Source organism: Halostagnicola alkaliphila (genome assembly GCF_055379965.1).
Genome location: NZ_AP043826.1, coordinates 317,330 through 342,968, shown reverse-complemented (window position 1 = coordinate 342,968; position 25,639 = coordinate 317,330). Strand labels below are relative to the sequence as shown.

Below are 25,639 nucleotides of genomic sequence, written 5' to 3'. Positions count from 1 at the left end.
ATCATGTACGGACCCGGAAACGGGTCCAGGCGTGAACTGGACTACACGTACACACGGTTCGGCACCGTATACCGAGACTGGAGTCACACGCTCAATGGAGCGTGTGTGGCGGTTCGAATCCGTAGCTCGGCGTTACGGCGGCCACAGCGGCGGGGTTCCTCCCGTACCCATCCCGAACACGGAAGATAAGCCCGCCTGCGTTTCGGTGAGTACTGGAGTGGGAGACCCTCTGGGAAACCTGATTCGCCGCCTTCACTCATACTTTATATCACCTCAATCAGTGGGAACGCTGGTTGGGGTTTTGCTATTTCGTATTCGAGTACCGACAGCGACGAGCCGCGTTCGTATAACCATCGGGGACCGTAACCGTTATGCGCGCAACTCGTCTACCACTATCTGCGCCAAGGTGGCAGAGTCCGGCCGAACGCAGCGGCCTGCAGAGCCGCCCACCGCCGGTTCAAATCCGGCCCTTGGCTTCCATTAACTTCCTCAAATCCAACTGGATTATGAGATCGTAGATATCGTACGCGCCCAAGCTACACGTTTTGTTATTTCCGGAGAATATCGTACATACCCTCGCGATAGCGCCACCTAACGGAGATGCTGTCACATGAACGGGCGATCGTTCGATCTTCTCGGTAGAACGCAATAAGTGACTGACTCGAGGAAATACTGAGCATCTATAACCGGTGATGGCGTCGCTAGCCAGCAAAGGGCGCTGGTAAAAACTTATTGTAAGTTCTCTTCTCTCAACCCAAACACCGGTATAAGCGTATTAATCGCTCTCTTCTCTCATAGACACGTGATTCGCTCTGTTCCAAAGCTCGAGAGAACACTTGTTCCTGACACCGCCAGTAGCTGTTCAGCTGATCGCGGAGAAATCCAGTACGTGTTCTAGCGATACACCCTCTAACCGTAGGCCTACTCCCGTGGCAACTGCGTGGCTGTCGTGATCGAGATCGCGAAAAAACTGCTCGAAGCTCGCCCGGAAGCGACTCTCGATGAGTCGTGGTGGCAACTGTGTGTATTCCTATGCACCGCGGTACATTGCTCGCAAGATCCAGAGGAGTAGGTACCCGGCTTCTAAAGTGTAATCCCGAACGCGACATCGTCAGTGTGGGCGCTAATATACTCCGGCGGGATGGCTAGAAGTATATCCATACTTCTTTCTTCGCTCTCAGTGACCGAAACGCGTTCGGTAAATTCGCGACCTTCTGCAGTGAAGCACCGCCGATGCCTAGAGAGATACCGATCTCTGTCAAATCCCGCTGGTTCCGTTGCTATCGACTCACGATTTTGTTCGCCGACAGAAAGCGGGCCGGGCGCGATTTGAACACACGGTCGGACGTGCTCACTATGTGGCGCGCGACCTCCCTGCGTCCAAATCTCTCTGGCCGCTTTGCTCCTCACGAAAGTATTCGTCGCAAAAGCGGGCCGGGCGCGATTTGAACACGCGACCGTCTGGTTAAAAGCCAGACGCTCTGCCAAACTGAGCTACCGGCCCTGTATCTTGTACTATCGGCGAGTAGTGGTTAAACGTTTCTTTCTCCGACGGTGAACTGAGCGGTGAATCGGTGGTCAACGCTCATTCGAGGTGTTGCTCTACTGCTTCCGAAACGATCTCGCCGGGAGGTCTGCCCTCGAGAGACGCCTGTTGTCGAAGGTCGCGGTAGATAACCGGTGGGAGGCTGAGCTCGAGGTGTCCCAATTGGACATCGTACTGGGCGAGGGCGCGGTCGATGGGGGTGTCATCGTTGACGGCGCTTGCAACGCTTCTGACCTGTCGAACGGTGAGGTCGCCGTCGAGTGTGGCCCACGCCAAGAGGAGGCGAGATTCGCCGGAAACGCGTGCGATGTGTTTGGCCGCGGTTGGTGCGATCTGTCCGAGTGCGACTTGCCGTCGTACGGATCGTGGGAGATCGTGAACGCGAGCCCACTTTCGGATGAACGAAACGGTAGCGATTTCGGGTTCGGAATCTCCTTCATCGAGATCCATGTCGTCAACCCCATCGCGTGCACGCTCTGCGGCGGCTTTGTACGATCCTTCGCCGCGGACGAGGGCCGCACACGCGGCTGCTCCCCGAAGCATGTAGAGGTGATCCCCCGTGGTGTTCCCGGCCGCAAACTGTCTGACCGTTTCGGCTGCATCGGCGAGACTGTCGGGGTCGTCAGGGTCGAATTGGACGGCTTTGCGGGCGCGGTTGCCGGCAACCGATTCGTCACCACGGATGACTGGTGCGCCAACAGGTGACTTACGGTCTGTTGGAACCGGTTGCCCAGTTTCTTCCGATGGTTGATCGCCGCGCCGATTATCGCTCATGACGACATAGTAGGGAGTAAGCCGTCAAAAAGCTCCTGCTCCGGTATCGGCTCACTCGTCGCGTTCTTCGGCGAGGTGTTCCCAGATCTCCGTACAGCCCGCACCAACCTCAACGTCGTCGAGATGACTGTCGTCGCGTTCGTCGTCCTCGTCTACTGCCTCAGTCGCACATTCAGTTTTCGTCATATTGGCCCTCCGATCGGTGTAGTTCTGGCGCGACGTCGGCCGAAACGTGCTGTCGTCTGCCGAGTCGATTTCGTGAAACGCGGATCATAACCGCTCGTTTGTTCGACAAGCCCATAAGTTCGCCCTCGGGTGCAAGCGATACCCGTACTCGCTCGTGCCGGAAAGGATATCCGGTATCTCGGTTTCGGTTTAATGGGTCGAATCCCGTTGAGTACTGCGGTTTTGTTCACTCGACTCGTCACCAAATTTCTCACCTCCTGTTCGAGCGATAGGGTGCCGTAGCCAGGTGTGAGTATTAGGTCACTTTTCGAACAAATAGTAGGACGGCTACAGTACAACTGCTTGTCGACGATCCCGTTTTATTCTATTCGAGCTATCAGTCGAAGCCGCGGCGGCTAAGTGGATTCGAAGCGACACTGTCGCTATGACGAACCGCCAGATGTCAGTTACTGCGTACACGACGTTAGATTACGTCGATGCGGTTGCAACCGGGTACGAGTTCGAAACGGAGTCGGTTGCCGTGGTAGACGCGACGACAGATTCCGAGGATCCGGACGATGTCAAGCTACAGGTCGAACTGGATAACCGAGCGGAAGAGCACTTCCCGGCGCACATGGTGGAGCTCCAGTTAGACCCCGATCAGGCTCGAGCGCTGGCGGCGGACCTCGAGAAGCACGCCCAGCGTCTCGAAGTGGAAGATACCGATAGCTAACGTTTCTCGTTGACTCGAGTACGTCTGAACCAGGAGAGCACCGCGATCTGTCCGACGGTTCGTTTTTATGGTTCGGTGTGATAGTCCCGTTTATGACGGCCCCTGTTCCAGAGGGGGGAGACAGCCTCTCGATTCGGCAAGCCCAACGGGCCGACCTCCTTGCCGTCGTTCGGATCGAGAACGCGTCGTTTTCCCAACCCTGGCCCTACGATGCGTTCGAGACGTTTCTCGGCGAGCCGGGGTTTCTGGTCGCCATCGGCGAAAATCGGTCGATCGTCGGATACGTCGTTTCCGATGTCACGCCGAACTACGGGCGCAACCTGGGTCACATCAAGGATATCGCCGTTCATCCCGACCACCGTGGCTCGGGAATCGGTTCGGCATTGCTCACTCGAGCGCTTTCCGTGCTCGGCACGTACAATGCACACTCGATTAAACTCGAGGTTCGACCGTCTAATGACGGTGCGAGACGCCTCTATCGAACCTTCGGCTTCGACCCGCTTCGACGCGTGCCGAACTATTACGATAACGACGAAGATGCCATCGTGATGATTTACGAACTCGAGTAGGATCGGACATCGTTCTCGCTTCCTTCGCGTAGTGTTGGATTCGTGTACCGTGATCCGGAGACGTGGCGATTTTACCGCTGGCTACCGTACGTGCCGGTATGGGATACGCTTGTCCAGTCTGTGCAACCGAGGAAGCCGACGGCGTGCATCTCGCGAATCATTTCGCAGTAACCGCCTCACTGGGTCGAGAGGACCATCTCGAGTGGCTCGAAACCTATGCGCCCGATTGGAACGAGCAGGGCCCGGACGAGCTCGCCGAAATCGTCACTGAGCACGCGTCCGAGGTTGAGACACCGGCGATCGAACGGGGAAGCGACCACGGTCACTCTCCGTCACTCGAGGCCGAACTGGCCACTCAGTCTCGTCAACCGGGTCGTGGATCGATGACGCAGGAGCCGAGTCCGGAGGCTCAAGGCGCTCTCGAGGAGGCTCGCGAACTGACTCGACAACTGTACGAGTCGTCGGACGGAGGCGAGAACGGAGATGACGATTCACCCGCGGAGTCACGGGACCATGACTCCACGGAGACGACCGCGGAGTCGGACAACGAAACCCTGTAATCGCCCGCTCTCCTCTGTCCTGCTATGCACACGATGGGTTCGTTTTCCCCCGACTCGGTCGCGGATGCGCGCGAACGCTACGAGAGTATCGGTCCTGCGGCACAGACGGTCGTCCGTGAGGTCGCCAAGGCGATGGAGTTCGACCGTGAGGAGTATCAGAACCGCGTCTCGAGTGATGTCGTCGAGACGGCTCGAGACGCCCTCTTCGCGAGCATGCTCTCGGTTCGCGTCGGCACGCGCGAAGCGTATACCGAGTGGCTCGAGGAGTACGAGGGGGAGGTGACGGAAACGGGCCACGAGTCCGTCGACCACGTCGTCTGGCACGCTGGCCCGAACGGCGAGGCGGTCGCCGCGACCTTTCAGGACGAGGAGGACGCTGCGGTTGCGACGCTTCGGCGGCAAGCGTTCGGACGACTGTATCGAGAGCTCTTGTAGAGCGTTTTTCCAGTTCAAGCGGGAATTCTCCGGAGCGGAACGCTTGAGAAGTGCCGAAAACGGCACCTATTACCGACTCCAGACCCCATTCGGGTTCGATGACCGACACAGACGAGCCACGCGAACCGACTGTCCCAGACGAGTGGGACGTTATCGAGCGCGAAACCGAGTACGAGACGGGCTGGTACGACGGGGGCTACGATCTGGTCGAACAGCCCGACGGAACCGAGAAGCGCTACTACTGGGCGGAACTGCCGCCGGCGGTCGTCGTCGTCGCCAAGGTTCCGGGAACCGCAATCGGCTCGAGCGACTCGACGGTCGAGGGTGATCGAATTCTCTTCGTCGAGCAGTACCGCCCGGCGATTCGCGAACACCACCTCGAGTTGCCCGCGGGGATCGTCGAAGACGGCGAGTCCTACACCGAAGCCGCGGCGCGAGAACTCGAGGAGGAGACGGGATTCGAGCCCTCGACGATCGTGCTCCTCCAGGAGTACGCCGTCGCGACGGGTGTGCTTGATCACGACCGTGCCGTCGTCTATGCGGACGGGCTCGTTCCGGGAGAAGCCCAACTTGACTCCAACGAATTTCTCGAAGTGACGTCGCTTCCGGTCGAGGAGGCGTTCGAGCGGGCTCGCGAGCAACCCGCGAACGATTCGACGATCAGCGCGTTATTGCTGGCTCGCGAAGACGGATTTCTGTGACGCGGTCGCGATTTCATCAGCGATGTCGACATCGGGTTCGACCCGTGGTCTTATTCGGTCCGAGGTCTAACACCCGGGCAAATGGACGGCGAAATTTCCACCGAAGCGGTCAACGAACTCCTCGAGGACGACGCCGATGTTCGGATAGTCGATATCCGTGACGAACGAAGTTTCGAGCACAGCCACATTCCAGGCAGCGAAAACGTTCCGTTCCACGAACTCTCGGGACGCATCGAGGAGTTCGAGGGTGCACAACGCATCGTCACCGTCTGTCCACACGGGAAAGCGAGCGTGCAGGCCGCCAACCTCATCGGCTCGTACGAAGGGAGCGCCGATGCGACGGTCGAGAGCATGGAAGGCGGTCTCGAGGAGTACGGGCTAAAGTACGGACTCGTTTCCGAGAAAGAGTCACCCGAGGAATCGGCACAGAGTACCGAATCGCCGTTTTGAATGCACTTGCGGTTTTGGAGCCGAATTGAGCTTCCCGCTTAGAGCCGAGCTGAAGTGACGTTGCAAGCGACGCTATTCGAACTGTTCAGTCGAATCTCCGCGGAGAAAACGGGGGACGATAGCGAAACGATACGGGACTGTCGTGGGTTCGGGAGTCGTGTCAGATCATCCTATGCGACATTGAAGCCGCGGTCCCGAAGGAAATCCTCGATGCGACCGGAGTGATTTCCTTGTAGTTCAATCTGACTGTCTTCGACTGTGCCGCCACAGGCGAATTTTGACTTGAGATCCGACGAAAGACTGTCGAGGTCGACGTCTTTGGGGTCGAATCCTTGGATGATCGTTACCTCCTTACCGTATCTGCGCTCGTCAATGCGGATGGTGAGTTGCTGTTGACCTTTGGCAACGTCTTCGCAGACGCAAAGCTCATCAGGCAGCCCGCACGTCGAGCAGACTTCCGACATTACGTTCGACCGTACGAAACCAGCATATTAAACACTATCGGGACCTTCCCTCCCTCGTGTGGTTCTTTTTCAGTGGTCGGTTCGCGTCTCGGGCGAGTTGCCGATAACTGGGAGTCGTTCACGTGCTAGTTCGTCTACGAGTTCGATCGCTTCGTCAGCCCGTTCCTGACTGATTTCCCCGCTATACTTGGCTAACTCGTACGTTTTACCGACTTCGATGATGCGCGGGTCCAGTTCGTCGGTCTCCGAGAGCGTCGCGAGATACTCGCGCGTCGATTCGCTCTTCCGTCGCGACCGGTAGGTTCGCTCGAGTAGGATTTCGAGTCGATTGTAAGCGCGTTCGGCGTCCTCGCTCGGCGTGTCTCGCGAACCGTGCCAGTAGAGGTGAGCCGTCTGACTCACGTGGGAACCGACACCGCTTCGCCGGATTCCTGCACCGAGTCCGACTAGTAGGGAGAGCCCGATTACGATGTCTTCGAACGAGAGCGACGGGAGGATGGACTCCTCGGTTTCCGATTCGGTATCCGTTCCGCCGGTCTCGTCGGGATCGGGGCTACTCTCGTTTCCGTTCGACTCGTTGCCCGATTCGGATTCGTTGCCGTCTTCCGATCCGTTCTCGTCGGGATCTTCTGTCCCGTTCTCGTCGGTGTCTTCGCCGTTTGGATCCTCATCTTCGTCTTCTTCCTCTTCGAGCGGGACGTCTTCGCTCTGGTCGGTATCGATACCGCTCTGGCCCTCGTCGCGTGCATCCTGTAGAACATCGTCGTGGGCGTCCTGACGGTCACCCGGTGGCGTCGGTTCGAACTCGACCCAGCCGTGACCGGGGAAGTAGACTTCGACCCAGGCGTGGGCGTCTAGACCTCGAACGACCCACTCGTCGTCGTCGACCTGTTGACCCTCCGCGTAGCCGGTGACGTATCGGGCGGGGACGTCCTCCGCGCGGAGCATTTGCGTCATCGCCGTCGCGAAGTAGACGCAGTAGCCCTCGTCCATCTCGAGGAGGAAGTCCTCCGCGACGTTGCCCGACGGTTTCTCGACATCGAGGGAGTAGTCCTTCGAGGATCGGAGATGCGATTCGATTGCCACAGCCTTCTCGTAGGGGTTGTCGGCGTCTTCGACGATTTCGGCCGTTTCTTCTTCAAACTCGCTTGAGGTGTCTTCCGGCGTCTGGCGGTACTCGCTAGCTTGAATTTCGTCCGGATAGTTCCGTCCGGCTGTTCTGAGCTCGCCGGGTTCCGGGTTGAGGATCGCGCTTTCGACGGTGTACTCGTCGCGCTCGAGAAGCGTTTCGACCGGGTGAATCTGCCCGTGATCCGTAACTTCAGCGACCGAGATACCGCTCCCTTCGACCGACAGCGGATGGGCTGCCGTCGGCATCGTCCCGATTTCGGTCTCGACGTCGATTTCCTGTTCGACGGTGTCGTAGTCACCGGGTGGCGAGTCGAGGCTGCCGTCGTACTCGGTGGTATCTCCCGTTCGAACCCATTCGTCGCCGGTAAAACGATCGTAGACGCCCGTTCGCCAGTAGCTTGCCTGTTCGGATTCCGCCGTGAACCTGACCTCGGGAGAGAGATCGACCTGCCCGCTGATTCCCGAGTGACCGGGCGAAGAGTCGATCGTCCCTTCGAGGGTCTGTGGACCGTCGGTATCGAGGAAGGTGGGACCACCCCCACCGTCTCCGCCGGGGACGAACGTGACCGACAGCGAGAGCGCGATCATCAGCGCGAACAAGATCGCGAGGATATCCGCTTGCGCGATCGATCCGCCGCGGTGGGCGAGTTCGCCGAACGCGACCGCGGTAATCGCACCCAGCGTTCCGAGCATGGTGACGGGTATTCCCGCGTTTCCGGTCAGAACCAGAAATAGCAGGGCGAATCCACCGGGAACGACGCTCAAGACGTACCGCTCTCGCATCGCGAGATACCACGAGAGGAAGACGGGACCCGGCGCGAACCCGAGCGCCCACGTTCCCGCTTCGACCATCCTGAGTATCGGGTGCCCTGTCGCGAGGGTGATCGCATCCGAAAGGAGGGCGTCCCACGCCGAAATCGCGACGCCGAGTTCGACGCCGGCCGCGCTCAGGTAGTACGAAAACCCGACGGCCGCCGCGACTGTTGCCGTCAGTACCGCGGTTCGCGGTCGAATCGCGTATGCGAGTACTGTCGCGGCGACCAGCATCGACGCGACGACGGCAAACAGCGTCTCTGAGCCGCCGACGACCGACGTAACGTCTTGGTGCAACACTCGGACGTAGGAGGCGGTTAGAATCCCGATACCGCCCAGTGCAAGGATTCGGAACGTCCGCGGTCCGATCGTTCCCTCGAGGTCGATCGACGCGACCCCCCGCTCCGATCGTGAACTCATGGGGACACCTCCGATTGACCGTCCGTCTCGAGAGATTCGGGAGATCGGCGGGTTCCTGTCGTATTCGCCCGTTTCGCGGCTCTTCCGCGGAGCCGGTGGAAAGGTATTTCGTGGCCGTCGACGAGCACGACGGTCCCGTTCGCGTCGGCCTGAACGAGGATGTCGGCGTCGGTTCTCGTTTGTTCGTCGAGTTCGCCGGCCTCGACCACGGCGAGTAGACCTAACACGTCACGGTGGTGTTCCTCGCCGGTCGAGGGTGGCCGCGTTGCGTCGGGGAGCGCCACGCCGACCGAGACGTTCACCTCGAGTAAGTAGGTTGTGACGCTGGCGACCGCGGCGGCCATCTCGTCTTCGCGGCCGGGGATACACTCCGCGGCGATCGAAGCGGAGCCGCGATCCTCGTCGTCGATAAACTCCTTGACGACGAGTTCGCCGTCGGAGCGTTTCGCGGCGGACTTCCAGTGGACGTCTCGCAGCGAGTCGCCCCGAACGTACTCTCGCAGGTGATCGAACTCCTCGCGGCTGGCGATGCCGGCGGCGTCGGCGAGCGCCTGCAGGTCGCGATTCGACCCATCGCTGAGATCGTAGACGCGGGGAAAGACACGTACCGACGCCGTCTGGCCGTCTTCGAATCGGCGTTTTACAAGCCCCAAAAGGTCGGTGATCGTGATCGAGAGCGGTCCGACATCGTGTTCGCCTCGGGCCTCGAGTCGAACGTCGTATCGAAAGCGATGCTCCGTGGAAATCGTCGTCTCCGCTCGGTTCGCACCGGCGGCGGTGAGGCCGCCCGTCTCGCTGACGGCGTCGTGAACGGTTGCTGAGACCGGGTTGTTCGGCTCGATGTGCGCCTCGACCGTTCGCTGTTCGCCGATAAAGCCCGCGTTGATCGGTGTTCGGTTCACCGCGGGTTTTTCGGCGCGATACGTCGTCACGATTGCCGCAAGGCTCACGATGCACAGCGGAAAGATGATCGCACTCAGCGCGCGTGGGCCGTACTGCCACGCCATGGCGAACGAAAACGCCAGAATGGCGACGACACCGACGCCTCGACGCGTCGGCCTCATTCGACGGGGACGCTCTCGAGAGCGTCCTCGACGACGGCCGTTCCGTCCCGCTCCCGATTGGTGGTTTTGATCCGGTGGCTCATGACGACCGGAGCGACGTGTTTGACGTCGTCCGGGATGACGTATCCCCGCCCCTGACTGACGGCGTGGGCCTGTGCCGCCTGCAGGAGCGAAATCGTCCCGCGGGGGCTGATGCCGATGTGTGCGTGTTCGCGCGTGTAGCCGGCTAGCCGAGTCGCGTACTCGCGGACGGGCGCTTCGACGGTGGCGTTGGCGACCGTTTCGTGCGCCCGAACGATCGTTTCCAGATTCGTGACGGCCTCGAGCGAGTCGATCGGGTGATGGCCGACGGTTCGGCCGAGCATCTCCGACTCCTCGTCGGGGTCGGGATAGCCCAGGTGGAGCTTTTTCATGAACCGGTCGACTTCGGCGAACGGCAGGTCGTAGGTGCGATTCGGTTCGACGGCGTTCTGGGTCGCAATGACGGTAAACGGGTTCGGAAGCTGTCGCGTCGTCCCGTCGACGGTGACCTGTCTCTCTTCCATGGCCTCGAGCAGCGAGGACTGCGTTTTCGGCGGCGCGCGGTTGATCTCGTCGCCGAGCACGATGTTGGCGAAGACGGGGCCGGGTCGAAACTCGAACTCGCGAGTCTTCTGGTTGAACACGTTCACGCCCGTAACGTCCGTCGGGAGCAAGTCCGGGGTGAACTGGACTCGGCTGAACTCGCAGTCGATCGAGGTGGCGATCGATCGGGCGAGCATCGTCTTGCCGACGCCGGGAACGTCGTCGAGGAGGACGTGGCCGCGGCCGAGAATCGCCGTGATGACGTGACTGATTGCCTCGTCGTGGCCGACGATCACCCGGCTGACGTTGTCGTGAATCTCCTCGGAGAGCGCGGCAACGGTCTCGACCGGGAGTGACGAGTGGTCGCTAGCTGGTCTGGCTGTCGTGTTTGTGTTTGTCATGGATGGCTGGGTGCAGTAACCGAATACGAGGACCTATTTCGATCGGCTATTTGTGGGGTATCTATCGTTCACCAATATATGTTTTGTGACAATCAGGTTGGGTCGGGAGTGTATTGCCTGAGGCCTGTTGACGTCTCTTCGTAGTAGGATTCGAATCCACGTCGATCCTGATATAACTGATCCTCGAGGAGCGCTCGATCGCGTCGCGGTTCGTTCGGTAAACCAGTCGACACGGTTGCGTCGCTCTTCGATCGGTGAGTTACTCGAAAAACGATACCCCTTCTCCGGGCGCTTAGAGGCGCTCGACGTTTGTCGCGCGCGGGCCCTTGTCTGCTTGCTCGATATCGAACTCGACTTCCTGACCCTCCTCTAGGTCAGGGCCGCCGACGTCTTCCATGTGGAAGAATACGTCTTCGTCAGCGTCCTCGGTTTCGATAAAGCCGTAACCGCCTGTGTCGTTGAAGAAATCGACCGTGCCTTTCGCCATTGCAACTCTAAAGAGCAAGGACTGTAGCATAAATGTTCGGGATAATTCAGCGAGAGTTGCCGGTACTGTCCTGTGAACCGGCGTGGGGCCCCAACTTTCGTCACCATTCCTTACACGACGGACAAACGAGCCCCTCGTCTTCGCGCCAGGCTCGAGCGACTGTTTCCCCACAGTCGTCGCAGGTGTACGTTCCCCAGACGTACGTCGATATCGCCGGTTCGGCGTCGGTGTTTGTGTCGATTTGGTTCCCCTCGGCGGCTTCGACCGTGGATTCCGTCTTGTCGGCGTTCGTTGGCTCTTCGCCGGTGTTTGCCTGTTCGTCGCTGGTGTCCGCTCGCTCTTCGCTGGCGTCCGCGTCGCCTTTCGAATCCTGAAACGACGAGAGTGTCGCGTCCTCTGTCACGGATGGGGATACGGAATGCCGGGGCTTAACGGCTCCGACGAGGATCGGTGGGTGGATAGACGGCGCATCGAAGGGAGGTCGGTAATTCTCCCCTTCGAGTACCGCGTTACGGACCGGCACGGCCAAGTATCATGGGTGACAACCCGCACGTATGGACACCGCCGTACCGCTGAACGTCATCGTGGACAACATCACCGAGATGAACGAACTCTTCACCGACGTCGCGTTGGGCGATGGGGTCGCGCCGTTGCTCGTCGCGGTGGGCACACTCATCATCATCGCCAGTCTGGGAATCTTCGGCGTGCTAACCCTCGGGGCCGTCGGCAATCTCTTCACCGCGAACTAAGGGTAGCAACCGGTTGGATACTGTTTCTCTTACTCTCCGGTCGCTCTCCCGAGCGCCTCGCTCGCTCGTTCTATCGCATCCTCGAGATCCGGCCCGAGCGGCGAGCCGACGACGATTCCGTCGACGTGCTCGAGGGCCGCTTCGAAGCGCTCGGCGACTGTCTCGGTCGTCCCCGCGATGCAGAACACGTCGATCATTTCGGGCGTCACGCGACCGAAGGCATCGGGCAGGTCTCCGCGCTCGAGAGCTTCGCTGACCGCGGTCGCCGCTTCGCGGTCGACGTCGTGGCGCTCGAGAACCGGGTCGGCCGCGCCGCCGACGATGAACGCGACGGGCGGACGGGCCGCTTCCCTCGCCGTCACCTCGTTCTCGGCGACGCTCACGCTGGCGAACGCGAGCGATTCGAACGCGCCGTACTCGGCGGGGCGGTCTTCGAGTCCCTGCTCGAGCTGGTTACTCGCCCACTCGAGGTCGGCCGGGTGGGCGGCGTTGATCAGGACGCCGTCGGCGTGTTTCGCGCTCATTCGGAGCATGTGCGGTCCCTGTGCCCCGACGTAGACGGGGATCCGCTCCGAGGGCGGCTCGAGGTTGAGCGAAGCGTCCCTGGCGGTGAAGGTCCCCTCGTGGGTGACCGTTTCACCCGCCCAGAGGTCTCGCGCGACGTCGAACGTCTCGAGGACGCGCCGAAGCGGGCGGTCGCGATCGATGCCCAGGTTCGCGAGCGAGGAGCGGTCGCCGGCACCGACGCCGAAGGCCGCACGGCCGTCGCTGACCTCGTCGATGGTCGAAACCTGTGCCGCGAGTTTCACGGGGTGGGTTTCGTACGGGTTGACGACGCCGGGTCCGATACGGATCTCGTCGGTCTCCTCGGCGATTTTCGAGCAGGTGACGAACGGGTCGCGGTTGAAGTAGTGACTGCTCGTGAACGCGATGTCGAACCCTTCGTCTTCGGCTTGTGCCGCGAGCGAAGCGATCCGCTCGGGCGGGTGCTCGGGGGTGAGCTCGATCCCCCAAGTCGGGCCGTTGCTTTCGTCGCTCGAGGACCCGTTTTGGGTTCGGTCGTTCTGGCTGTGATCACTCATCCGTCGAACCTCCATTCTCGGAGCGCCTGGCGGATCAGATCGTCTTCGACCGATCGGAACAGTTCGTCGCTTCCGTCGTGGTCGCCGAAGTCCCAACCCCGAACGACGACGGCAGGCGTTCCGCCGTCGCCTTCTCCCGTCACCAGGTTCGCCGCCGCGGAGAGTTCATCGACGACCGACTGGACGGTGACGCCGAGTTCGTGGCCGTCGCGGTCCTCCTCGCCGCGCCAGTCCCGGCTTGCGTGCATGCCCGCCCAGCCGAGGGCGACGCCGCGCTGGCCGTGTCGGAACGGCCGTCCGCAGGTGTCCGTGACGATAACGGCGACGCCCTCCATCCCGCGTTCCTCGAGTCCGGATCGAATCCGTTCGGCGCTCTCGGTCGGTCGCTTGGGCAGAAGCAGGATATCGTTGTCCGGCACGTTCGAGCGGTCGATTCCCGCGTTCACACAGATGTGCCCGAACCGAGTTTCGGTCAGGAGAAACGGCGCGTCGATCAGTAATTCGGTGCTCTCCTCGAGCACCGCCTGTGCGAACCGCGGGTCCTTCTCCTCGCCGGTAATCCCCTCGAGTCGGTCGGCGATCTCGGTCGCGCGACCGCTGACGGGGAACGCTTCGAGGTCGACGGCTCGATCCTCCGTCTTCGAGACGATCGTGCTCGCGACGGTGAGCACGTCGCCGGCCTCGAGGGCGGCCCGATCCGCGACGAGTTCGGCGATGTCGTCGCCGGGACGGATCTCGGGTAGGTCCGTCACTGCGTGTAGGTCCATATCGGAGAGAGGGTGAGCCGCGCCAAAAACGCACCGTCATCGGAGAATGGCGTCGGTATCGAACTCGTCGCTGCCGTGCCGAAACGTCTTCCCTCGAGGCCGGTGTTCGCCCACGTATGACCGACTCGAGAGCGGGGAGCGAGGACAGCGAGGAGAACGCGCCCAGTCACGTCGTTACCGCGTTTCTTCGAAATCGCGGCGAGGTGCTCCTGTTACGACGCAGCGACGCGGTCGGTACCTATACGGGTCAGTGGGGTGGCGTCTCGGGCTTCGCCGAAGGCGATCCCGACGAGCAGGTTTGCGTCGAAATCGCCGAAGAAACGGGCCTCGAGGAGCGCGTTTCGCTGGTCCGCTCGGGACGCGAACTCCACGTGACCGACGAGGACCTCGAGCGCGAGTGGATCGTTCACCCGTACCTGTTCGACTGCGAGTCGAGGGCGGTCGAACTGAGCGAGGAACACGAGGAGTTCGAGTGGGTCTCGCCGACGGTCGCGCTCGACCTCGAGAACGGAACGGGAGCGATTCCGTCGGAGATCGCTGGCATCGATGGACGGGCGACGGTCCCGAAGCTCTGGGAAGCCTACGAGCGCGTCGCGCCTTCGGTTCGGTCGGTCGCCGCCGACGACGAGCACGGCGCTGCCTTCCTCTCGATCCGCGCCCTCGAAGTGCTCCGGGACCGTGCGGGCTTGTTAATCGACGAGCGCGACGATGTCGGTGTCGACCCCGCCGGAGAACGAGACGAACTCGCGGAACTCGCTCGGCGTCTGCTCGAGAGCCGACCCTCGATGGCCGTCCTGCGAAACCGGGTGAACAGAGCGATGGCGGGTGCCACGACGGAGGTTGAATCTGACGAGCCGGTCGCGGACGATTCGAAAGCCGGCGCTATTGGAATCCTTGAGTCGACGATAGCCGGCATCGATCGCGCGGTCGAAGCCGACCGCGGAGCTGCCGAGACCGCCGCCGAACTGATCGAAGGCGATACGGTGTTGACCCTCTCGCGCTCGGGGACGGTCCTCGAGGCGCTCGAGAGCGGCTCACCCTCGCGCGTTTTCGTCGCTGAATCAGGGCCAGCCCGCGAGGGCGTCGCCGTCGCCGAAACGCTCGCGAACGAGGTACCGGTGACGCTCCATACCGACGCTGCGGCGCCGTCGGTGCTCGCACGCGAGGAGGTCGACCGCGTCCTCGTCGGTGCCGATACGATCCTCCCTGACGGCTCCGTGGTCAACAAGACCGGCACGCGATCGATCGCGCTCGCGGCCGCTCGAGAAGGCGTTCCCGTCTCGGTCGTCGCTGCGACGGACAAGGTCTCGACTCGTTCGGAGGTCAACATCGAGTCCGGCTCGAGGGACGCCGTCTACGACGGCGACGCGTCGATCGACGTGCTGAATCCGACTTTCGACGTGACGCCGGCCGACTGCGTGAGTGAGTACGTCTCCGAACGCGGCGCACTCTACCGAGTCGACATCGAGTCGGTCGCCCAGCAATTACGAGAACTGACGGCGTGGCTCGAGGCGTGAACCGCCTCGGATCGCGGCCCGAGGCTTTCGCGTGAAACGACAGACCGAAACCCCTCGAGGCCGAACGCTCTCCCGGCGGCCGTGACGAAGAGTTACCCCCTCCGAGCCCCTTGTGACGAGGAATTTTCCCGAGCCGCCGTCGTTTCCGATCTCGAGTAGTCGTTTCTGTACGTCGCGCGTATCGCTCCCGAGTCGCCCTCGAACGCAGAAACCTTGAACACGAAGCCGTCTGTACCTCTGGCCATGCAATTCGATCTCGACCGGCTCGGCGTTCACGAGTCGGTCAGTGCCGTCTTTCCTGCCCGCGTACTCGTCGATCATCTCGAGGACCTCCCGCTCGAGGTTGCCACAATCGGCGACGACGAAATTACCGACTGCGACGCCGTCGTCACGCTCGAGTACGACGACGCCATGCTCGAGTGCGAGTGGATTCACTCGATTCAGGCCGGCGTGGATCGATTTCCGTTCGAGACCCTCGAAGCCGAGGGCGTGATCTTGACAAACAGCACTGGAATTCACGGCCGATCCGTCGGAGAAACGGTCGCGGGATATCTGCTCGCGTTCGCTCGTCGGATTCACGACTACGCCGCGAACAAACGGGATCGCCGCTGGGACCGTCCGGAGTGGGACGAAGCCTTCACGCTTTCCGGAACTAGCGCTTGCGTCGTCGGAACCGGAACCCTCGGAACTGGAGTCGCCGACGTGCTGGAATCGCTCGGAGTCCGCGTGACCGGCGTTCGCCGATCGGCGGAGCCGCTCCCAGCGTTCGACGATATGTACGCGACCGACGACCTGCTCGAGGCGATCGCCGACGCAGATTTCGTGATCGTGACCGTCCCGTTGACCGACGAAACGCACCACCTCTTCAGCACCGACGCGTTCGCTGCCATGCGCGAAGACGCCTACTTCATCAACGTCGCCCGCGGGAGCGTCGTCGACGAACCCGCGCTGGTCGACGCCCTCGAGACCGACGAGATAGCGGGTGCGGCACTGGACGTGTTCGAAACCGAACCACTTCCCGAGAAGTCGCCGCTCTGGGGGGTGGACGACGTGATTATTTCGCCCCATTGCGCGGCGTTCACTCGAGACTACGCGTCCGATGTCGGCGAAATCGTCCGCGAGAACGTGGGTCGGCTCGGGCGCGACGACGACCTGAAAAATAGGGTCGTTTGAGCAAATCGTTGGTTCGTAGTGCAGCGCATCCGATTCGATGGCCGGGCGCACGGCTCGAGTACGACGAGAGCCGTGCAACCCTACGGAAGAGCAAGCTCTTCCGAGCTTCGAGGGACCACCGGTCCCTCGAGCAGTCGGGCGGCGTTGCCGCCCAACGGCCTCGCGAACGCGATGCGTTCGCTCAACGGGGGAGGGCAGGCACGTGCCCGATAATTCACCGTGAGCGAGGCCGCAGGCCGAGCGAGCGGGCCGACGACTGACTCGAAGTGAGCAATGCGAACGGAGAGAAAGGAGGAGTGTCTTCGTGAGTGGAACGAACGAAGGCTCGGAAGTCGCAGCCCGCGAACGTAGTGAGCTGGAACGTCTTCCGGTGCTTTTCATCAAAGTTTTGCCGAGGGTGCGGCGCAGCCGCACCCGCAGCGCAAACGTTTGGTCTAGAAAAACTTGAACAGGTCGTCGCGCTCCTGTTCGTGGAGGTGGGTGCGGACGGCCTCGAGCATCGGGTCGAGTTGTTCGCGCTTGGCGCTGATCGGCGCGATCGTGTCCTGCCACTGTTTCCACGGCGGGTAGAGACCGAGTCGCTCGGCGAGTTCGTCGAGTCGTTCGTCGCGATCGTCGACCTTGTCCATCTTGTTGACGGCGACGACGGTCGGAATCCCCAACTCCTGCAGGAAGTGATACATTTCGACGTCGTAGGGGATCGAATCCGGGCCGGTGTGGCGGTCGATGATGTCCACGACGCTCTTCCCGTCGACAACCAGCACAGCAACGAGGATGTTGTCGGCGTACTCCTCGAGATAGTGTACGATATCGGTCTTGATCTGCTCGCGATGGTCTTCCTCGACGCCGCTCATGAACCCGAATCCGGGGAGATCCGTGAGGACGAAATCCTCAGCTGACCAGTCGTAGTGATTCGGCGAGCGAGTGACGCCCGGCTTGCCGCCAGTGTCGAAGGAGTGTCCGGTTAACTCCCGCATGAGTGTGGACTTCCCGACGTTAGAGCGCCCGACGAGTGCGACTTCGGCGTCGCAGTTCGGACGATTTTCGAACATACCTGACATAGGAGGGCGGCGAGTAATAAGGGCCGCGACGGCCTTCGATCGGACGAGGTGCGACTGGTTTCGGATCCCGAACGACAGCGCCGCATCGTCGGGCGTCGTTTCCGAACACTGGAATTATCATACCGGGGGGCGAGATACGGGTGTGCGGCTCGTACAGTTGACGGTTCCGACAGGCCAACGGCAAACTATCCTCGAGACGCTCGATGACAAGGGAATCGACTACGTCGTCAACGAGGAGACGAGCGACCGCGACTATACGGCGGTCGTCTACTTCCCGCTTCCCTCTGCGGCGGTCGAACCGGTTCTCGATTCGCTACAGGATCAGGGGATCGACGACGAAGCCTATACGGTCGTCGTCGACGCGGAGACGGTCATCTCTCGCCGGTTCGAGTCCTTACGAGAGGAGTACGAAAACGGGGACGTCGAATCGGATCGGATCTCGAGACAGGAGCTGCAGGCCGAAGCAGAGTCGTTGACGCCGACGTTCGGCGTCTACGCGACGATGACGATCGTGAGTGCCGTCGTGGCGACGGCGGGATTGTTACTCGATTCGCCCGCCGTCGTCGTCGGTTCGATGGTTATCGCCCCGTTGATCGGGCCGGCGCTCGGTGCCGGTGTGGGCTCCGTCCTCGACGAAGAGGACCTCTTCCTCAAGAGTATCAAGTATCAACTCGTCGGCGTGCTCCTGGCTATCGGGGCGGCCGCGGTGTTCGCGTGGACGGTTCGGGTGACGAACATCGTCCCGCCGGGGCTCGATATCTCGGCCGTCGACGAAATTTCCGAGCGGCTCGCGCCGGACCTGCTTTCGCTGGCGGTCGCCCTGGGTGCGGGTGTCGCCGGGATCGTCTCCATTTCGACGGGTATCTCGGTCGCGCTCGTCGGCGTGATGATCGCCGCGGCGCTTATTCCGCCAGCCGCGGCGGCCGGAATCGCGATCGCGTGGGGACAGCCGTCGGCGGCGATCGGGTCGACGGCGCTCGTGTTCGTCAACGTCCTCTCGGTGAACCTCGCGGGACTACTCACGCTGTGGTACGCCGGCTATCGCCCGGAGAACCTGTTCGAACTCGGCCCGACTCAACAGCGAGTCAGGCGTCGAGTGGCGGGGTTGGTCATCATCGTCCTCCTGTTCGGCGTGTTCCTTGGCGGGATCACGTACTCCTCGTACTCCGCGGGGACCTTCGAGGAGAATACCCGCGAAGAAGTCGAGCTTCTCCTCGATCAGGAGGAGTACGAAGCCTACCAGCTGCTCGAACTCGAGGTGGTGATGGACGACGACTACCCGTTCTTGAGCCCTGAACGGGTGATCGTGACGATCGGCGGTCCGCCGGACGAGACGGCTCCAGAGTTAGCGGACGAACTCCACGAACGGATCAATCAGCACGCGGACGAACCCGTCGGCGTCGAAATCCGATACGTCGAAGTCGCCGAGCGTTGAGTTTGGCTTTCCTCAATTGATTTGCGTCGCGCCCCATCCTTGCACAATATTTCGTTTCTCGATCGAACGACCGAATATCGGCGTACACAGGCCAGACACTTTTTGTTCCACGTGGTGGGGTGTCATACGTGCGCCTCGTTCACGTCACCGTTCCTGACGGACGCCGAGACGCGGCCCGTGCGGCGCTCGAGGACGAGCAGTTCACCTTCACCGTCGTTCCGATAGTCGCCGACGACCACGTCATGTTCGAAATTCCGGCGCCGAGCAACGCGGTCGGTGACGTGCTCGACGCGCTCGAGGGGGCCGAGGTCGATGTTACGGAGTACACCGTGGTCGCCAGCGGTGAGACGGCGATGACCGAAACGTCGGAGACGCTCGAGCGAGAGTACGCCGGCGATTACAAGCCGATGACGGCCGTCGAGCTCCGGACGAAGGCTCGCGACCTGAGCAGGGACACCGCATCGTACGCGGCGCTAATGATCCTGAGCGCGCTGATCGCGACGGCGGGACTGCTGATCAGTTCGCCCGCGATCGTCGTCGGGTCGATGGTGATCGCCCCGATCATCGGCCCGGCGCTAACCGCGAGCGTCGGGACCGTCACCGGCGACCGGAAGATGATCGCGGACAGCTTCTGGATGCAACTGTACGGGCTCGGGCTCGCTATCATCGCTGCGGCGGCGCTGGCGGCGGGATTTCGGTTCGGCGGCTTCGTTCCGACGACGATCGATCTCCCGGCGCTCGATCTGTTCGGGGTTCGACTCGCGCCGAACATGCTTTCGCTGGTCGTCGCCGTCGCGGCGGGAACGGCGGCGGGCGTCGGCCTGACCACGAAGGGGCCGACCTCGATCATTGGCGTCATGATCGCCGCGGCGTTGATCCCGACGGCCGCCGCGACGGGAATCTCGATCGCCTGGCTTGAGCCCGAACTCGCCATCGGGACGGCGGTCCTGTTGCTCGCCACGTTGGTCGCGATCAATCTCGCCGTGTTCGCCGTCTTGGTCCTCCTGGGGTACGCCTCGAGAGAACGCACCTCGCCGGGCGGCGAACTCGATCGATCCTTGATCGCGACTGGCGTGCTCGCGATCATCGTCGTCGCGCTTACGCTTTCCGTGGGATTTGCCACCGTCCAGCAGGTCGGCGTCGATCGGGAGGTCGCCACATCGGTCGAGGAGACGCTCGAGGATCCGGCCTACGAGGACCTCACTGCCGTGTCAGTTCAGACCCAATACGCCGATATGTCGCCCTATACCGGTCCGCGGGGCGTGACGGTCGAGGTAAGCGAAGAAGGTGATGCGGACACCGCGGCGTTCGCCGCCGATGTCGCCGAAACGATCGAAGAACGGACCGGCGAGGCCGTCGACGTTCGCGTCGAACCGGTCGAGTACGAATCTGCGTCTGCATGAAAGCGGTGTTCCCAAAGATCAACGGTACGTACTGGTCGCGGAAACGTGGGCTGATCTGCTCGGAACGTTCTCAGCCGTCGAACGGCAGCTCCGGCTCGTAATCGATCGCTTCGACCGCGGCCTCGACGACCGTCTCGACGTTCTCGCCGGTTTCGATACTCATGTGGTAGTCGGCCTCCACGTCCCGCGAGAGGTCCGCTTTGTTCCCGATCGTCAGCACCGGAACCTCGTCGAATTGGTCCTCGATGGCTTCGCGCAACTCGAGTTGAGACTCGAGCGGGTAGCCACACTCGCCGCTTGGATCGAGGAAGACGAGGACGCAGTCCCCGAGGTGCTCGAGGGCGCTGACGGCCTGTGATTCGATCTCGTTTCGCTCCTGTGGAGGTCGATCGAGCAGTCCCGGCGTGTCGACGATCTGGTAGCGGATGTGGTCTCGTTCGAAGTGTCCGAGTCCGATCCCGGTCGTCGTGAAGGGATACGAGTCCGTCTCGCCGCGGGCGTTGGTGATGTCGTTGACGAACGAGGATTTGCCGACGTTCGGGTAGCCAGCGACGACGATCGTCGGTTCGTCGGCGTTGATCTCGGGGAGATCCCGAAGCGCGTTTCGCGCGTCGTTGATCAGCCGGAGGTGTTCGTCGACCTGTTCGACGATGTCGGCGAGCCGGGCGAACGCCTGTTGGCGGTGCTTTCGAGCGGTGTCGATGTCGGTCTTGCGGAGCCGCGACTGGTACTCCTCGTGAATTTCGCGGGTCTTTCGGCCGGCCCACCCGACCTGCGAGAGGCTCTGACGAAGGGCGTCGACGCCGGTCGTCGGCTCGGCGTCCTCCTCGGAGTGGGAGATGGAGACGTCGAGGATTGCGTCGGCGAGTTCGTAGTAGAACGGGTCGACGTCGTACTCGAAATCCGGCCACGCGGTCACGACGTTTTCCAGATTGTCGGACATAATGTTCGCCGCCGTCTGGAGCATCGACTGCTGGGCCTCGAGGCCGCTCTTGGCGTTTCCGGATCGGGCCGCCCGGGAGAACGCCTTGTCGATCAGCTCTTCCGACGTTGGCGTCGTCGGAAGGTCTTCGAAAATCATAGTCCCCAATAGCGCCTCGACACTAAAAGGGCGTTCGTTGTTCGTTCGTCGTTTGACTTCTCTTCTCCGCCCGTTCGCGTTCGATCCGCCGCAAACTCTTCCGCCCGAACGTGACCTCGAGGATCCGGCCACGTCCTTATCTCGTTCCGGAGCGTACGTTCTCTATGACTAACTGGCGAGCGGTCATTATCGGGTTCGTACTCACGATCGTAGTCTCGATCATCGGGCTCGCGGTTCCCGGAATCGGGCAACTCGCCGCTGGCCTTATCGGCGGGTTCGCCGCAGGCTTCATCGCGGGCGGCGGCCTCCTTCGTGGCGGCTGGCACGGCCTGCTCGCCGGCGCGTTCGGCGGCATACTCGGCGGCCTCATCGTCGGGATCATCGTCGGTCTCACCGGGCTCACTCTGGGACCGATCGGCGGACTGTTCGGCGTCGGCGTCTTCGTCTTCGCGGCCTTGCTGGCCATGATTATGGCCATCGAGAGCGCGCTGGCCGGAGCAATTGGTGGACTGTTGAACGCCTAGATCGCCCTTTCTCGCGGAACTGCCGAACGGCGCTGTGACACCGACCTAAGCCGTCTCCTGTACCGCTTTCAGCGCGGCGCGCTCGACATCGATCTCTCGCTGGGTTCGAACGCCGAGCCGCCGGAAGAGCGGAACCGGCGGGCACCACCCTTGCAGGGCGTGTTGCAGGAGGAAGGTCGCAATGATCGCCGGCATCACGAGGAACTTCCTGTTCACCGTCGCTCCGAGCCCCAGAAACACCAGCGTCAGCGCCGACGCGTTCGCCTCGAGCATTCGCTCGATATCCCACTCGCGCTCGAGTTCCCGGAGCCGGTCGTCGATTTCGTCGGGATGGGCCGCGTAGTACTCGAGTCGATCGCCCATTTCCCGTCGAAGTTGTTCGTTTACTTCTTCGTGGGTCTGTGCTGGGACTCGTTCGGCCGTTCCGGGCAGCAGTCGGTCGGATAGCGCCTGTCCCGACTGCGCCTGATCGGAGACGTTTTCCTCGCTCATTGTCGGTCCTCGCTCATCGTCGAATCAGGCCGCGGCCATCTCCCGACAGCTTTCGACGCACTTCGGCAGAACCTCCGCACAGGCCTGACAGTGATCGTGATCGTGCTGTTCGCACTCTTCGGCACACTCCTCGCAGACGTCGGCGCAAATCGACGCCAGCTCTCGATGATAGCCCGAATTGCGTGCCATAAATCGTGCGTGCAACGTCGCCAGGTCCGCTACGTCCCGACAGAGTCGGATGCAACGGGCCATCTCTTGGCCCTCGCCCGCACAGGCGTCCGCACACCACTCGCAGACCTGTGCAGCTTCGAGGCAGTTGTCGATACATTCTTGCATGTGGTCGTCCGCGTGCTCGAGTTGCTCGAGTGCCATCGTAGGTACTCGAACACGGGTGACGGGTTTCAAGCTGGCACGGGCGAGTGCAGGGGTGTCGAGTGGGCTCGAGCAAGAACGGCGATTCGGAGTCGTTGCTCGTCGGCTTCGCCTTCACCGTCTAGTTCTCGTCCGAACAGGGTTCGGTAATCTGCCGGTTTCTAGTCGCGGAAGTAATCTATATGATTTACCACGTCCTGTTGATCTTTGGAAAATAAACGCCGAATCTTTCCCTCAACGTTCAACAAAGAATATGTACAATACTCTCGGTAGCATTCACCATGGTTGGTAGTGAACGTCCTGCACCCTTGATCGCCGCGGGGGCCCTAGCAGGTGCGTCGGCGTGGATACTGGGATATCTAATCACGTACGCCGGCGCGATAACCGACATCAGGGCGGACGAACAAGCCGAAACTTTGGGACTCGCGGTCGAGGGGTCCATCGAGTTCGAAATGGTCGGCCTGTTGTTCTACAACGCACACTACGTCGACGCTGAAGTGCCCCAGTACAGCGTGTTGCAAGCGCTCGAGCCGACTCACAATTTCGTCCTCGCAGACGGGGGGAGCACCCTGTTGTTGTTTCTCGTTCCGGTAGTGGTCTTGCTCCTCGCCGGTGGGGTAGTCGCGTCGTCCGCCTCGGAGAACCTCGAGTCCTCGGCGACCGCTGCACTGACCGGCGGAGCGGTCGTCGTCGGCTACTTCCCGCTCGTCGTTCTCGGTTTGTTCGTTTTTACCATCGATCCGGGCGATGGGGCGATGCGTCCCGCGCCCATCTTCGCTGTCGCGCTTGCCGGGCTGTTGTATCCGCTCGTGTTCGGCGCGATCGGCGGAGTTCTTGCCGGCGCCGCTACCCGCATCTCTGGAGGGCTCACTTCGGACCTCGAGGATAGTGAAACGGGCCACTGACGCTCCACTGTTGACTCGATTGCGGACCGTTCATCTCGAGAACGGCGATGGGTCGGTGGTCTCTTCCCGTTCAACCAACACGAGGCTCGTACCCGTCTCTTACAGATCGATTAAAGACAGAGACGTTCTGCCTAATACTCGTTCTCTCCTGAATAATCCTTGACACGACTGGGTAAGTTCGTCGGTTATCTGGTTAAATTGACCAACTTTCGTGTATAACACACAAAATAGCACAAATAGAGAAATAATCAAGATCTATCTATATACACTTGTCTTCTGTGTCGTATCTGCGTGATACGTGTGGAATCGTCTCCTCGTATTGCCCCCGTGAGAGAAAATCGCAACCTTGCGGGCTATTGTCACTGACCTGTGGAGGATCTTTTATGGTTGAAATTCGGCCAGAATTTGAAATAGTATCCTCGAGAAGCAACTTCTATTCTTCCAAAATAAATATACAATAAAGGCAGACGCGAGTTCTCGTTGAGACGATGATTTGATTCCATCAATCGTTGCGACGTTCACAATTGGATCACTGTTATAATAGGCCTCAACTTTGAACAATATCTTTGTTTAATACTGTCCGAATCCGATGAATTTCTCGCCTTCGACACTGGCGGGAGCCATCGAAGGCAGTGATCAAATGACACGACTCAAGCAAACGCAAGTGATTGCACTGGCAGTAGCGATTTTCATGGTCACGTCGGCCGCATTTGCCGGCGTCGGCTCGGTTGTAGGGGCGAACACTCAAGCCGACGGCGGCGACGAGGTCGACGAGATCAATGCGATCGTCGAGGACATCAACGAAGAACTCGAGAACGTCGATGACGTCGAAACGATCGACGAAGTCGAAGATGACACCGCGGACAACGTACAGGACGACATCTTCACACAGGTCGTTGCCGAGATCAACACCCAGTCAGAGGAACTCCTCGGTGAGGAGATTGCCGACGATGTCGACACGCCCGAGGAAGCGCGCGAAGAGGCTGAGGACATCGAAGAAGAGTACGGTGCCCCAGCTCAGGAAGCGATCGATGCGTTGAACGACGCTGCCGATAGCGTCGAGGAAATCCAGGACCTCGCCGAGCAGGTTGACGACGGCGACGAAGCCGATGAGGACGACAGCGACGAAGCTGACGAGGACGATAGCGACGAGGCTGACGAGGATGACAGCGACGAAGCTGACGAAGACGACAGCGATGAAGCCGATGAGGACGATAGCGACGAGGCTGACGAGGATGACAGCGACGAAGCTGACGAAGACGACAGCGATGAAGCCGATGAGGACGATAGCGACGAAACCGACGAGGACGACAGCGACGAAGCTGACGAAGACGACAGCGACGAAGCCGACGAGGACGACAGCGACGAAGCTGACGAAGACGACAGCGACGAAGCCGATGAAGACGACAGCGACGAAGCCGATGAAGACGATAGCGACGAAGCCGACGAAGACGACAGCGGCGAAGTTGATGATATCCCGATCGATGAATCGGATATCCCTGAAGACGTTCTAGTTCATGCGGAGAACATCACTGCCGAAGAACTCACCATCGAAAACCTCACCGTAATCGTGCTCGAGGAAGGTGATTTCGATGAACTGCCAATCGACATCGACGAGCCGATCGATGAGGACCCAGTAGAGGAACCTGACGAGAGCGAGGACTCAATCGACTGCTGACTCGCCAACAAGACAATAGTCGCCAGATTTCCGACTGATTTTTTCTGCTCGTTCGTCGGTAACGGTCCGTGGTCTGCTCCGACGAATAATTCTGCAATCGGACCGATACGTTCGCGAGCAACT

28 protein-coding genes, 2 tRNA genes and 1 rRNA gene are annotated in these 25,639 nt (G+C 61.1%); 16 read left to right on the top strand and 15 right to left on the bottom strand.

The genetic code is table 11. The features are described from left to right. The first annotated feature begins 133 nt into the window (after positions 1 to 133). Positions 134 to 255 (top strand): 5S ribosomal RNA (gene rrf / locus ACZ5C7_RS06835). Positions 256 to 400: 145 nt separating this feature from the next. Next, positions 401 to 476 (top strand) — tRNA-Cys (locus tag ACZ5C7_RS06830). Between the two features lie 954 nt (positions 477 to 1,430). On the opposite strand, the gene ACZ5C7_RS06825 is transcribed toward ACZ5C7_RS06830, so the two are convergent. The 3 genes from ACZ5C7_RS06825 to ACZ5C7_RS06815 all read right to left on the bottom strand — a co-directional run bounded on the left by ACZ5C7_RS06825 (position 1,431) and on the right by ACZ5C7_RS06815 (position 2,506). After that, positions 1,431 to 1,504 (bottom strand) — tRNA-Lys (locus tag ACZ5C7_RS06825). Between the two features lie 81 nt (positions 1,505 to 1,585). Then, on the bottom strand, positions 1,586 to 2,320 hold the full coding sequence (locus tag ACZ5C7_RS06820; protein WP_464375599.1) for a DUF7119 family protein: 735 nt from the start codon (positions 2,318 to 2,320) through the stop codon (positions 1,586 to 1,588). A gap of 51 nt (positions 2,321 to 2,371) precedes the next feature. Beyond that, on the bottom strand, positions 2,372 to 2,506 hold the full coding sequence (locus tag ACZ5C7_RS06815; protein ID WP_464375598.1) for a hypothetical protein: 135 nt from the start codon (positions 2,504 to 2,506) through the stop codon (positions 2,372 to 2,374). A gap of 424 nt (positions 2,507 to 2,930) precedes the next feature. Between ACZ5C7_RS06815 and ACZ5C7_RS06810 the strand changes: the two genes are divergently transcribed. From ACZ5C7_RS06810 to ACZ5C7_RS06785, 6 genes are all read left to right on the top strand, one after another. Continuing rightward, the gene (locus ACZ5C7_RS06810) at positions 2,931 to 3,218 is read left to right on the top strand and encodes a DUF6360 family protein (RefSeq protein WP_464375597.1); all 288 of its coding nucleotides are present in this window, start codon (positions 2,931 to 2,933) and stop codon (positions 3,216 to 3,218) included. A 92-nt stretch (positions 3,219 to 3,310) separates the two neighbouring features. Further along, positions 3,311 to 3,787, top strand: a complete 477-nt coding sequence (gene rimI / locus ACZ5C7_RS06805) for a ribosomal protein S18-alanine N-acetyltransferase (RefSeq protein WP_464375596.1) — start codon at positions 3,311 to 3,313, stop codon at positions 3,785 to 3,787. 98 nt (positions 3,788 to 3,885) lie between these two features. Further along, positions 3,886 to 4,347, top strand: coding sequence for a DUF5810 domain-containing protein (locus tag ACZ5C7_RS06800; RefSeq protein WP_464375595.1), 462 nt, complete (start codon positions 3,886 to 3,888; stop codon positions 4,345 to 4,347). Between the two features lie 24 nt (positions 4,348 to 4,371). After that, positions 4,372 to 4,782 (top strand): DUF5809 family protein, encoded by a 411-nt coding sequence (locus ACZ5C7_RS06795; RefSeq protein ID WP_464375594.1) that lies wholly within the window; start codon positions 4,372 to 4,374, stop codon positions 4,780 to 4,782. A 98-nt stretch (positions 4,783 to 4,880) separates the two neighbouring features. Further along, the gene (locus tag ACZ5C7_RS06790) at positions 4,881 to 5,483 is read left to right on the top strand and encodes an NUDIX hydrolase (protein WP_464375593.1); all 603 of its coding nucleotides are present in this window, start codon (positions 4,881 to 4,883) and stop codon (positions 5,481 to 5,483) included. A gap of 81 nt (positions 5,484 to 5,564) precedes the next feature. Then, positions 5,565 to 5,933 (top strand): rhodanese-like domain-containing protein, encoded by a 369-nt coding sequence (locus ACZ5C7_RS06785; protein ID WP_464375592.1) that lies wholly within the window; start codon positions 5,565 to 5,567, stop codon positions 5,931 to 5,933. A 170-nt stretch (positions 5,934 to 6,103) separates the two neighbouring features. Here the strand turns inward: ACZ5C7_RS06785 and yciH are convergent, their stop codons facing one another. From yciH to ACZ5C7_RS06755, 6 genes are all read right to left on the bottom strand, one after another. Further along, a complete protein-coding gene (gene yciH / locus ACZ5C7_RS06780; protein ID WP_283835681.1) occupies positions 6,104 to 6,397 on the bottom strand; it encodes a stress response translation initiation inhibitor YciH in 294 nt (97 codons plus the stop codon). 69 nt (positions 6,398 to 6,466) lie between these two features. Continuing rightward, a complete protein-coding gene (locus tag ACZ5C7_RS06775) occupies positions 6,467 to 8,761 on the bottom strand; it encodes a transglutaminase TgpA family protein (protein WP_464375591.1) in 2,295 nt (764 codons plus the stop codon). Further along, the gene (locus tag ACZ5C7_RS06770; RefSeq protein WP_464375590.1) at positions 8,758 to 9,825 is read right to left on the bottom strand and encodes a DUF58 domain-containing protein; all 1,068 of its coding nucleotides are present in this window, start codon (positions 9,823 to 9,825) and stop codon (positions 8,758 to 8,760) included. Before ACZ5C7_RS06770 ends, ACZ5C7_RS06775 begins: the two co-directional genes overlap by 4 nt. After that, positions 9,822 to 10,790, bottom strand: coding sequence for an AAA family ATPase (locus ACZ5C7_RS06765; RefSeq protein ID WP_464375589.1), 969 nt, complete (start codon positions 10,788 to 10,790; stop codon positions 9,822 to 9,824). The genes ACZ5C7_RS06770 and ACZ5C7_RS06765 overlap by 4 nt, the downstream gene beginning before the upstream one ends. Positions 10,791 to 11,082: 292 nt before the next feature. Next, positions 11,083 to 11,277, bottom strand: a complete 195-nt coding sequence (locus ACZ5C7_RS06760) for a cold-shock protein (protein WP_464375588.1) — start codon at positions 11,275 to 11,277, stop codon at positions 11,083 to 11,085. A gap of 100 nt (positions 11,278 to 11,377) precedes the next feature. Next, positions 11,378 to 11,680: a DUF7573 domain-containing protein gene (locus ACZ5C7_RS06755; RefSeq protein ID WP_464375587.1), complete on the bottom strand. Its 303-nt coding sequence runs from the start codon at positions 11,678 to 11,680 to the stop codon at positions 11,378 to 11,380. A 151-nt stretch (positions 11,681 to 11,831) separates the two neighbouring features. On the opposite strand from ACZ5C7_RS06755, the gene ACZ5C7_RS06750 reads away from it, so the two are divergent. After that, on the top strand, positions 11,832 to 12,026 hold the full coding sequence (locus ACZ5C7_RS06750; protein WP_464375586.1) for a hypothetical protein: 195 nt from the start codon (positions 11,832 to 11,834) through the stop codon (positions 12,024 to 12,026). Positions 12,027 to 12,055: 29 nt separating this feature from the next. Here ACZ5C7_RS06750 and ACZ5C7_RS06745 read toward each other — a convergent pair whose 3' ends face one another. Both ACZ5C7_RS06745 and ACZ5C7_RS06740 read right to left on the bottom strand, forming a co-directional pair. Then, positions 12,056 to 13,108 carry a 5,10-methylenetetrahydromethanopterin reductase gene (locus tag ACZ5C7_RS06745; protein ID WP_464375585.1) on the bottom strand — a complete coding sequence of 351 codons (1,053 nt, stop codon included), beginning with the start codon at positions 13,106 to 13,108 and terminating at the stop codon, positions 12,056 to 12,058. Next, a complete protein-coding gene (locus ACZ5C7_RS06740; protein WP_464375584.1) occupies positions 13,105 to 13,875 on the bottom strand; it encodes a coenzyme F420-0:L-glutamate ligase in 771 nt (256 codons plus the stop codon). The genes ACZ5C7_RS06745 and ACZ5C7_RS06740 overlap by 4 nt, the downstream gene beginning before the upstream one ends. A gap of 116 nt (positions 13,876 to 13,991) precedes the next feature. Here ACZ5C7_RS06740 and ACZ5C7_RS06735 point away from each other — a divergent pair, with 116 nt between their 5' ends. Together ACZ5C7_RS06735 and ddh are read left to right on the top strand one after the other, a co-directional pair. After that, entirely contained in the window at positions 13,992 to 15,392 is a 1,401-nt protein-coding gene (locus ACZ5C7_RS06735) for an eIF2B alpha/beta/delta subunit family protein (protein ID WP_464375583.1), read from the top strand. Positions 15,393 to 15,635: 243 nt separating this feature from the next. Continuing rightward, on the top strand, positions 15,636 to 16,565 hold the full coding sequence (ddh, locus tag ACZ5C7_RS06730; RefSeq protein ID WP_464375582.1) for a D-2-hydroxyacid dehydrogenase: 930 nt from the start codon (positions 15,636 to 15,638) through the stop codon (positions 16,563 to 16,565). Positions 16,566 to 16,999: 434 nt separating this feature from the next. On the opposite strand, the gene engB is transcribed toward ddh, so the two are convergent. After that, positions 17,000 to 17,617 carry a GTP-binding protein EngB gene (engB, locus tag ACZ5C7_RS06725; RefSeq protein WP_464375581.1) on the bottom strand — a complete coding sequence of 206 codons (618 nt, stop codon included), beginning with the start codon at positions 17,615 to 17,617 and terminating at the stop codon, positions 17,000 to 17,002. Between the two features lie 151 nt (positions 17,618 to 17,768). On the opposite strand from engB, the gene ACZ5C7_RS06720 reads away from it, so the two are divergent. Next, entirely contained in the window at positions 17,769 to 19,061 is a 1,293-nt protein-coding gene (locus ACZ5C7_RS06720; protein WP_464375580.1) for a TIGR00341 family protein, read from the top strand. 128 nt (positions 19,062 to 19,189) lie between these two features. Then, positions 19,190 to 20,464, top strand: a complete 1,275-nt coding sequence (locus tag ACZ5C7_RS06715) for a DUF389 domain-containing protein (RefSeq protein WP_464375579.1) — start codon at positions 19,190 to 19,192, stop codon at positions 20,462 to 20,464. 70 nt (positions 20,465 to 20,534) lie between these two features. Here ACZ5C7_RS06715 and ACZ5C7_RS06710 read toward each other — a convergent pair whose 3' ends face one another. Further along, on the bottom strand, positions 20,535 to 21,545 hold the full coding sequence (locus tag ACZ5C7_RS06710; protein ID WP_464375578.1) for an NOG1 family protein: 1,011 nt from the start codon (positions 21,543 to 21,545) through the stop codon (positions 20,535 to 20,537). Positions 21,546 to 21,709: 164 nt separating this feature from the next. On the opposite strand from ACZ5C7_RS06710, the gene ACZ5C7_RS06705 reads away from it, so the two are divergent. After that, complete coding sequence (locus ACZ5C7_RS06705; RefSeq protein WP_464375577.1) at positions 21,710 to 22,069, top strand: DUF5518 domain-containing protein; 360 nt, start codon at positions 21,710 to 21,712, stop codon at positions 22,067 to 22,069. Positions 22,070 to 22,114: 45 nt separating this feature from the next. Here the strand turns inward: ACZ5C7_RS06705 and ACZ5C7_RS06700 are convergent, their stop codons facing one another. Together ACZ5C7_RS06700 and ACZ5C7_RS06695 are read right to left on the bottom strand one after the other, a co-directional pair. Continuing rightward, positions 22,115 to 22,561 (bottom strand): hypothetical protein, encoded by a 447-nt coding sequence (locus ACZ5C7_RS06700; RefSeq protein ID WP_464375576.1) that lies wholly within the window; start codon positions 22,559 to 22,561, stop codon positions 22,115 to 22,117. A gap of 24 nt (positions 22,562 to 22,585) precedes the next feature. Then, on the bottom strand, positions 22,586 to 22,933 hold the full coding sequence (locus ACZ5C7_RS06695) for a four-helix bundle copper-binding protein (protein WP_464375575.1): 348 nt from the start codon (positions 22,931 to 22,933) through the stop codon (positions 22,586 to 22,588). Positions 22,934 to 23,214: 281 nt separating this feature from the next. Here ACZ5C7_RS06695 and ACZ5C7_RS06690 point away from each other — a divergent pair, with 281 nt between their 5' ends. Next, positions 23,215 to 23,838 carry a DUF7978 family protein gene (locus tag ACZ5C7_RS06690; RefSeq protein ID WP_464375574.1) on the top strand — a complete coding sequence of 208 codons (624 nt, stop codon included), beginning with the start codon at positions 23,215 to 23,217 and terminating at the stop codon, positions 23,836 to 23,838. A gap of 640 nt (positions 23,839 to 24,478) precedes the next feature. Beyond that, positions 24,479 to 25,516, top strand: coding sequence for a hypothetical protein (locus ACZ5C7_RS06685; RefSeq protein WP_464375573.1), 1,038 nt, complete (start codon positions 24,479 to 24,481; stop codon positions 25,514 to 25,516). Positions 25,517 to 25,639 lie beyond the last annotated feature (123 nt).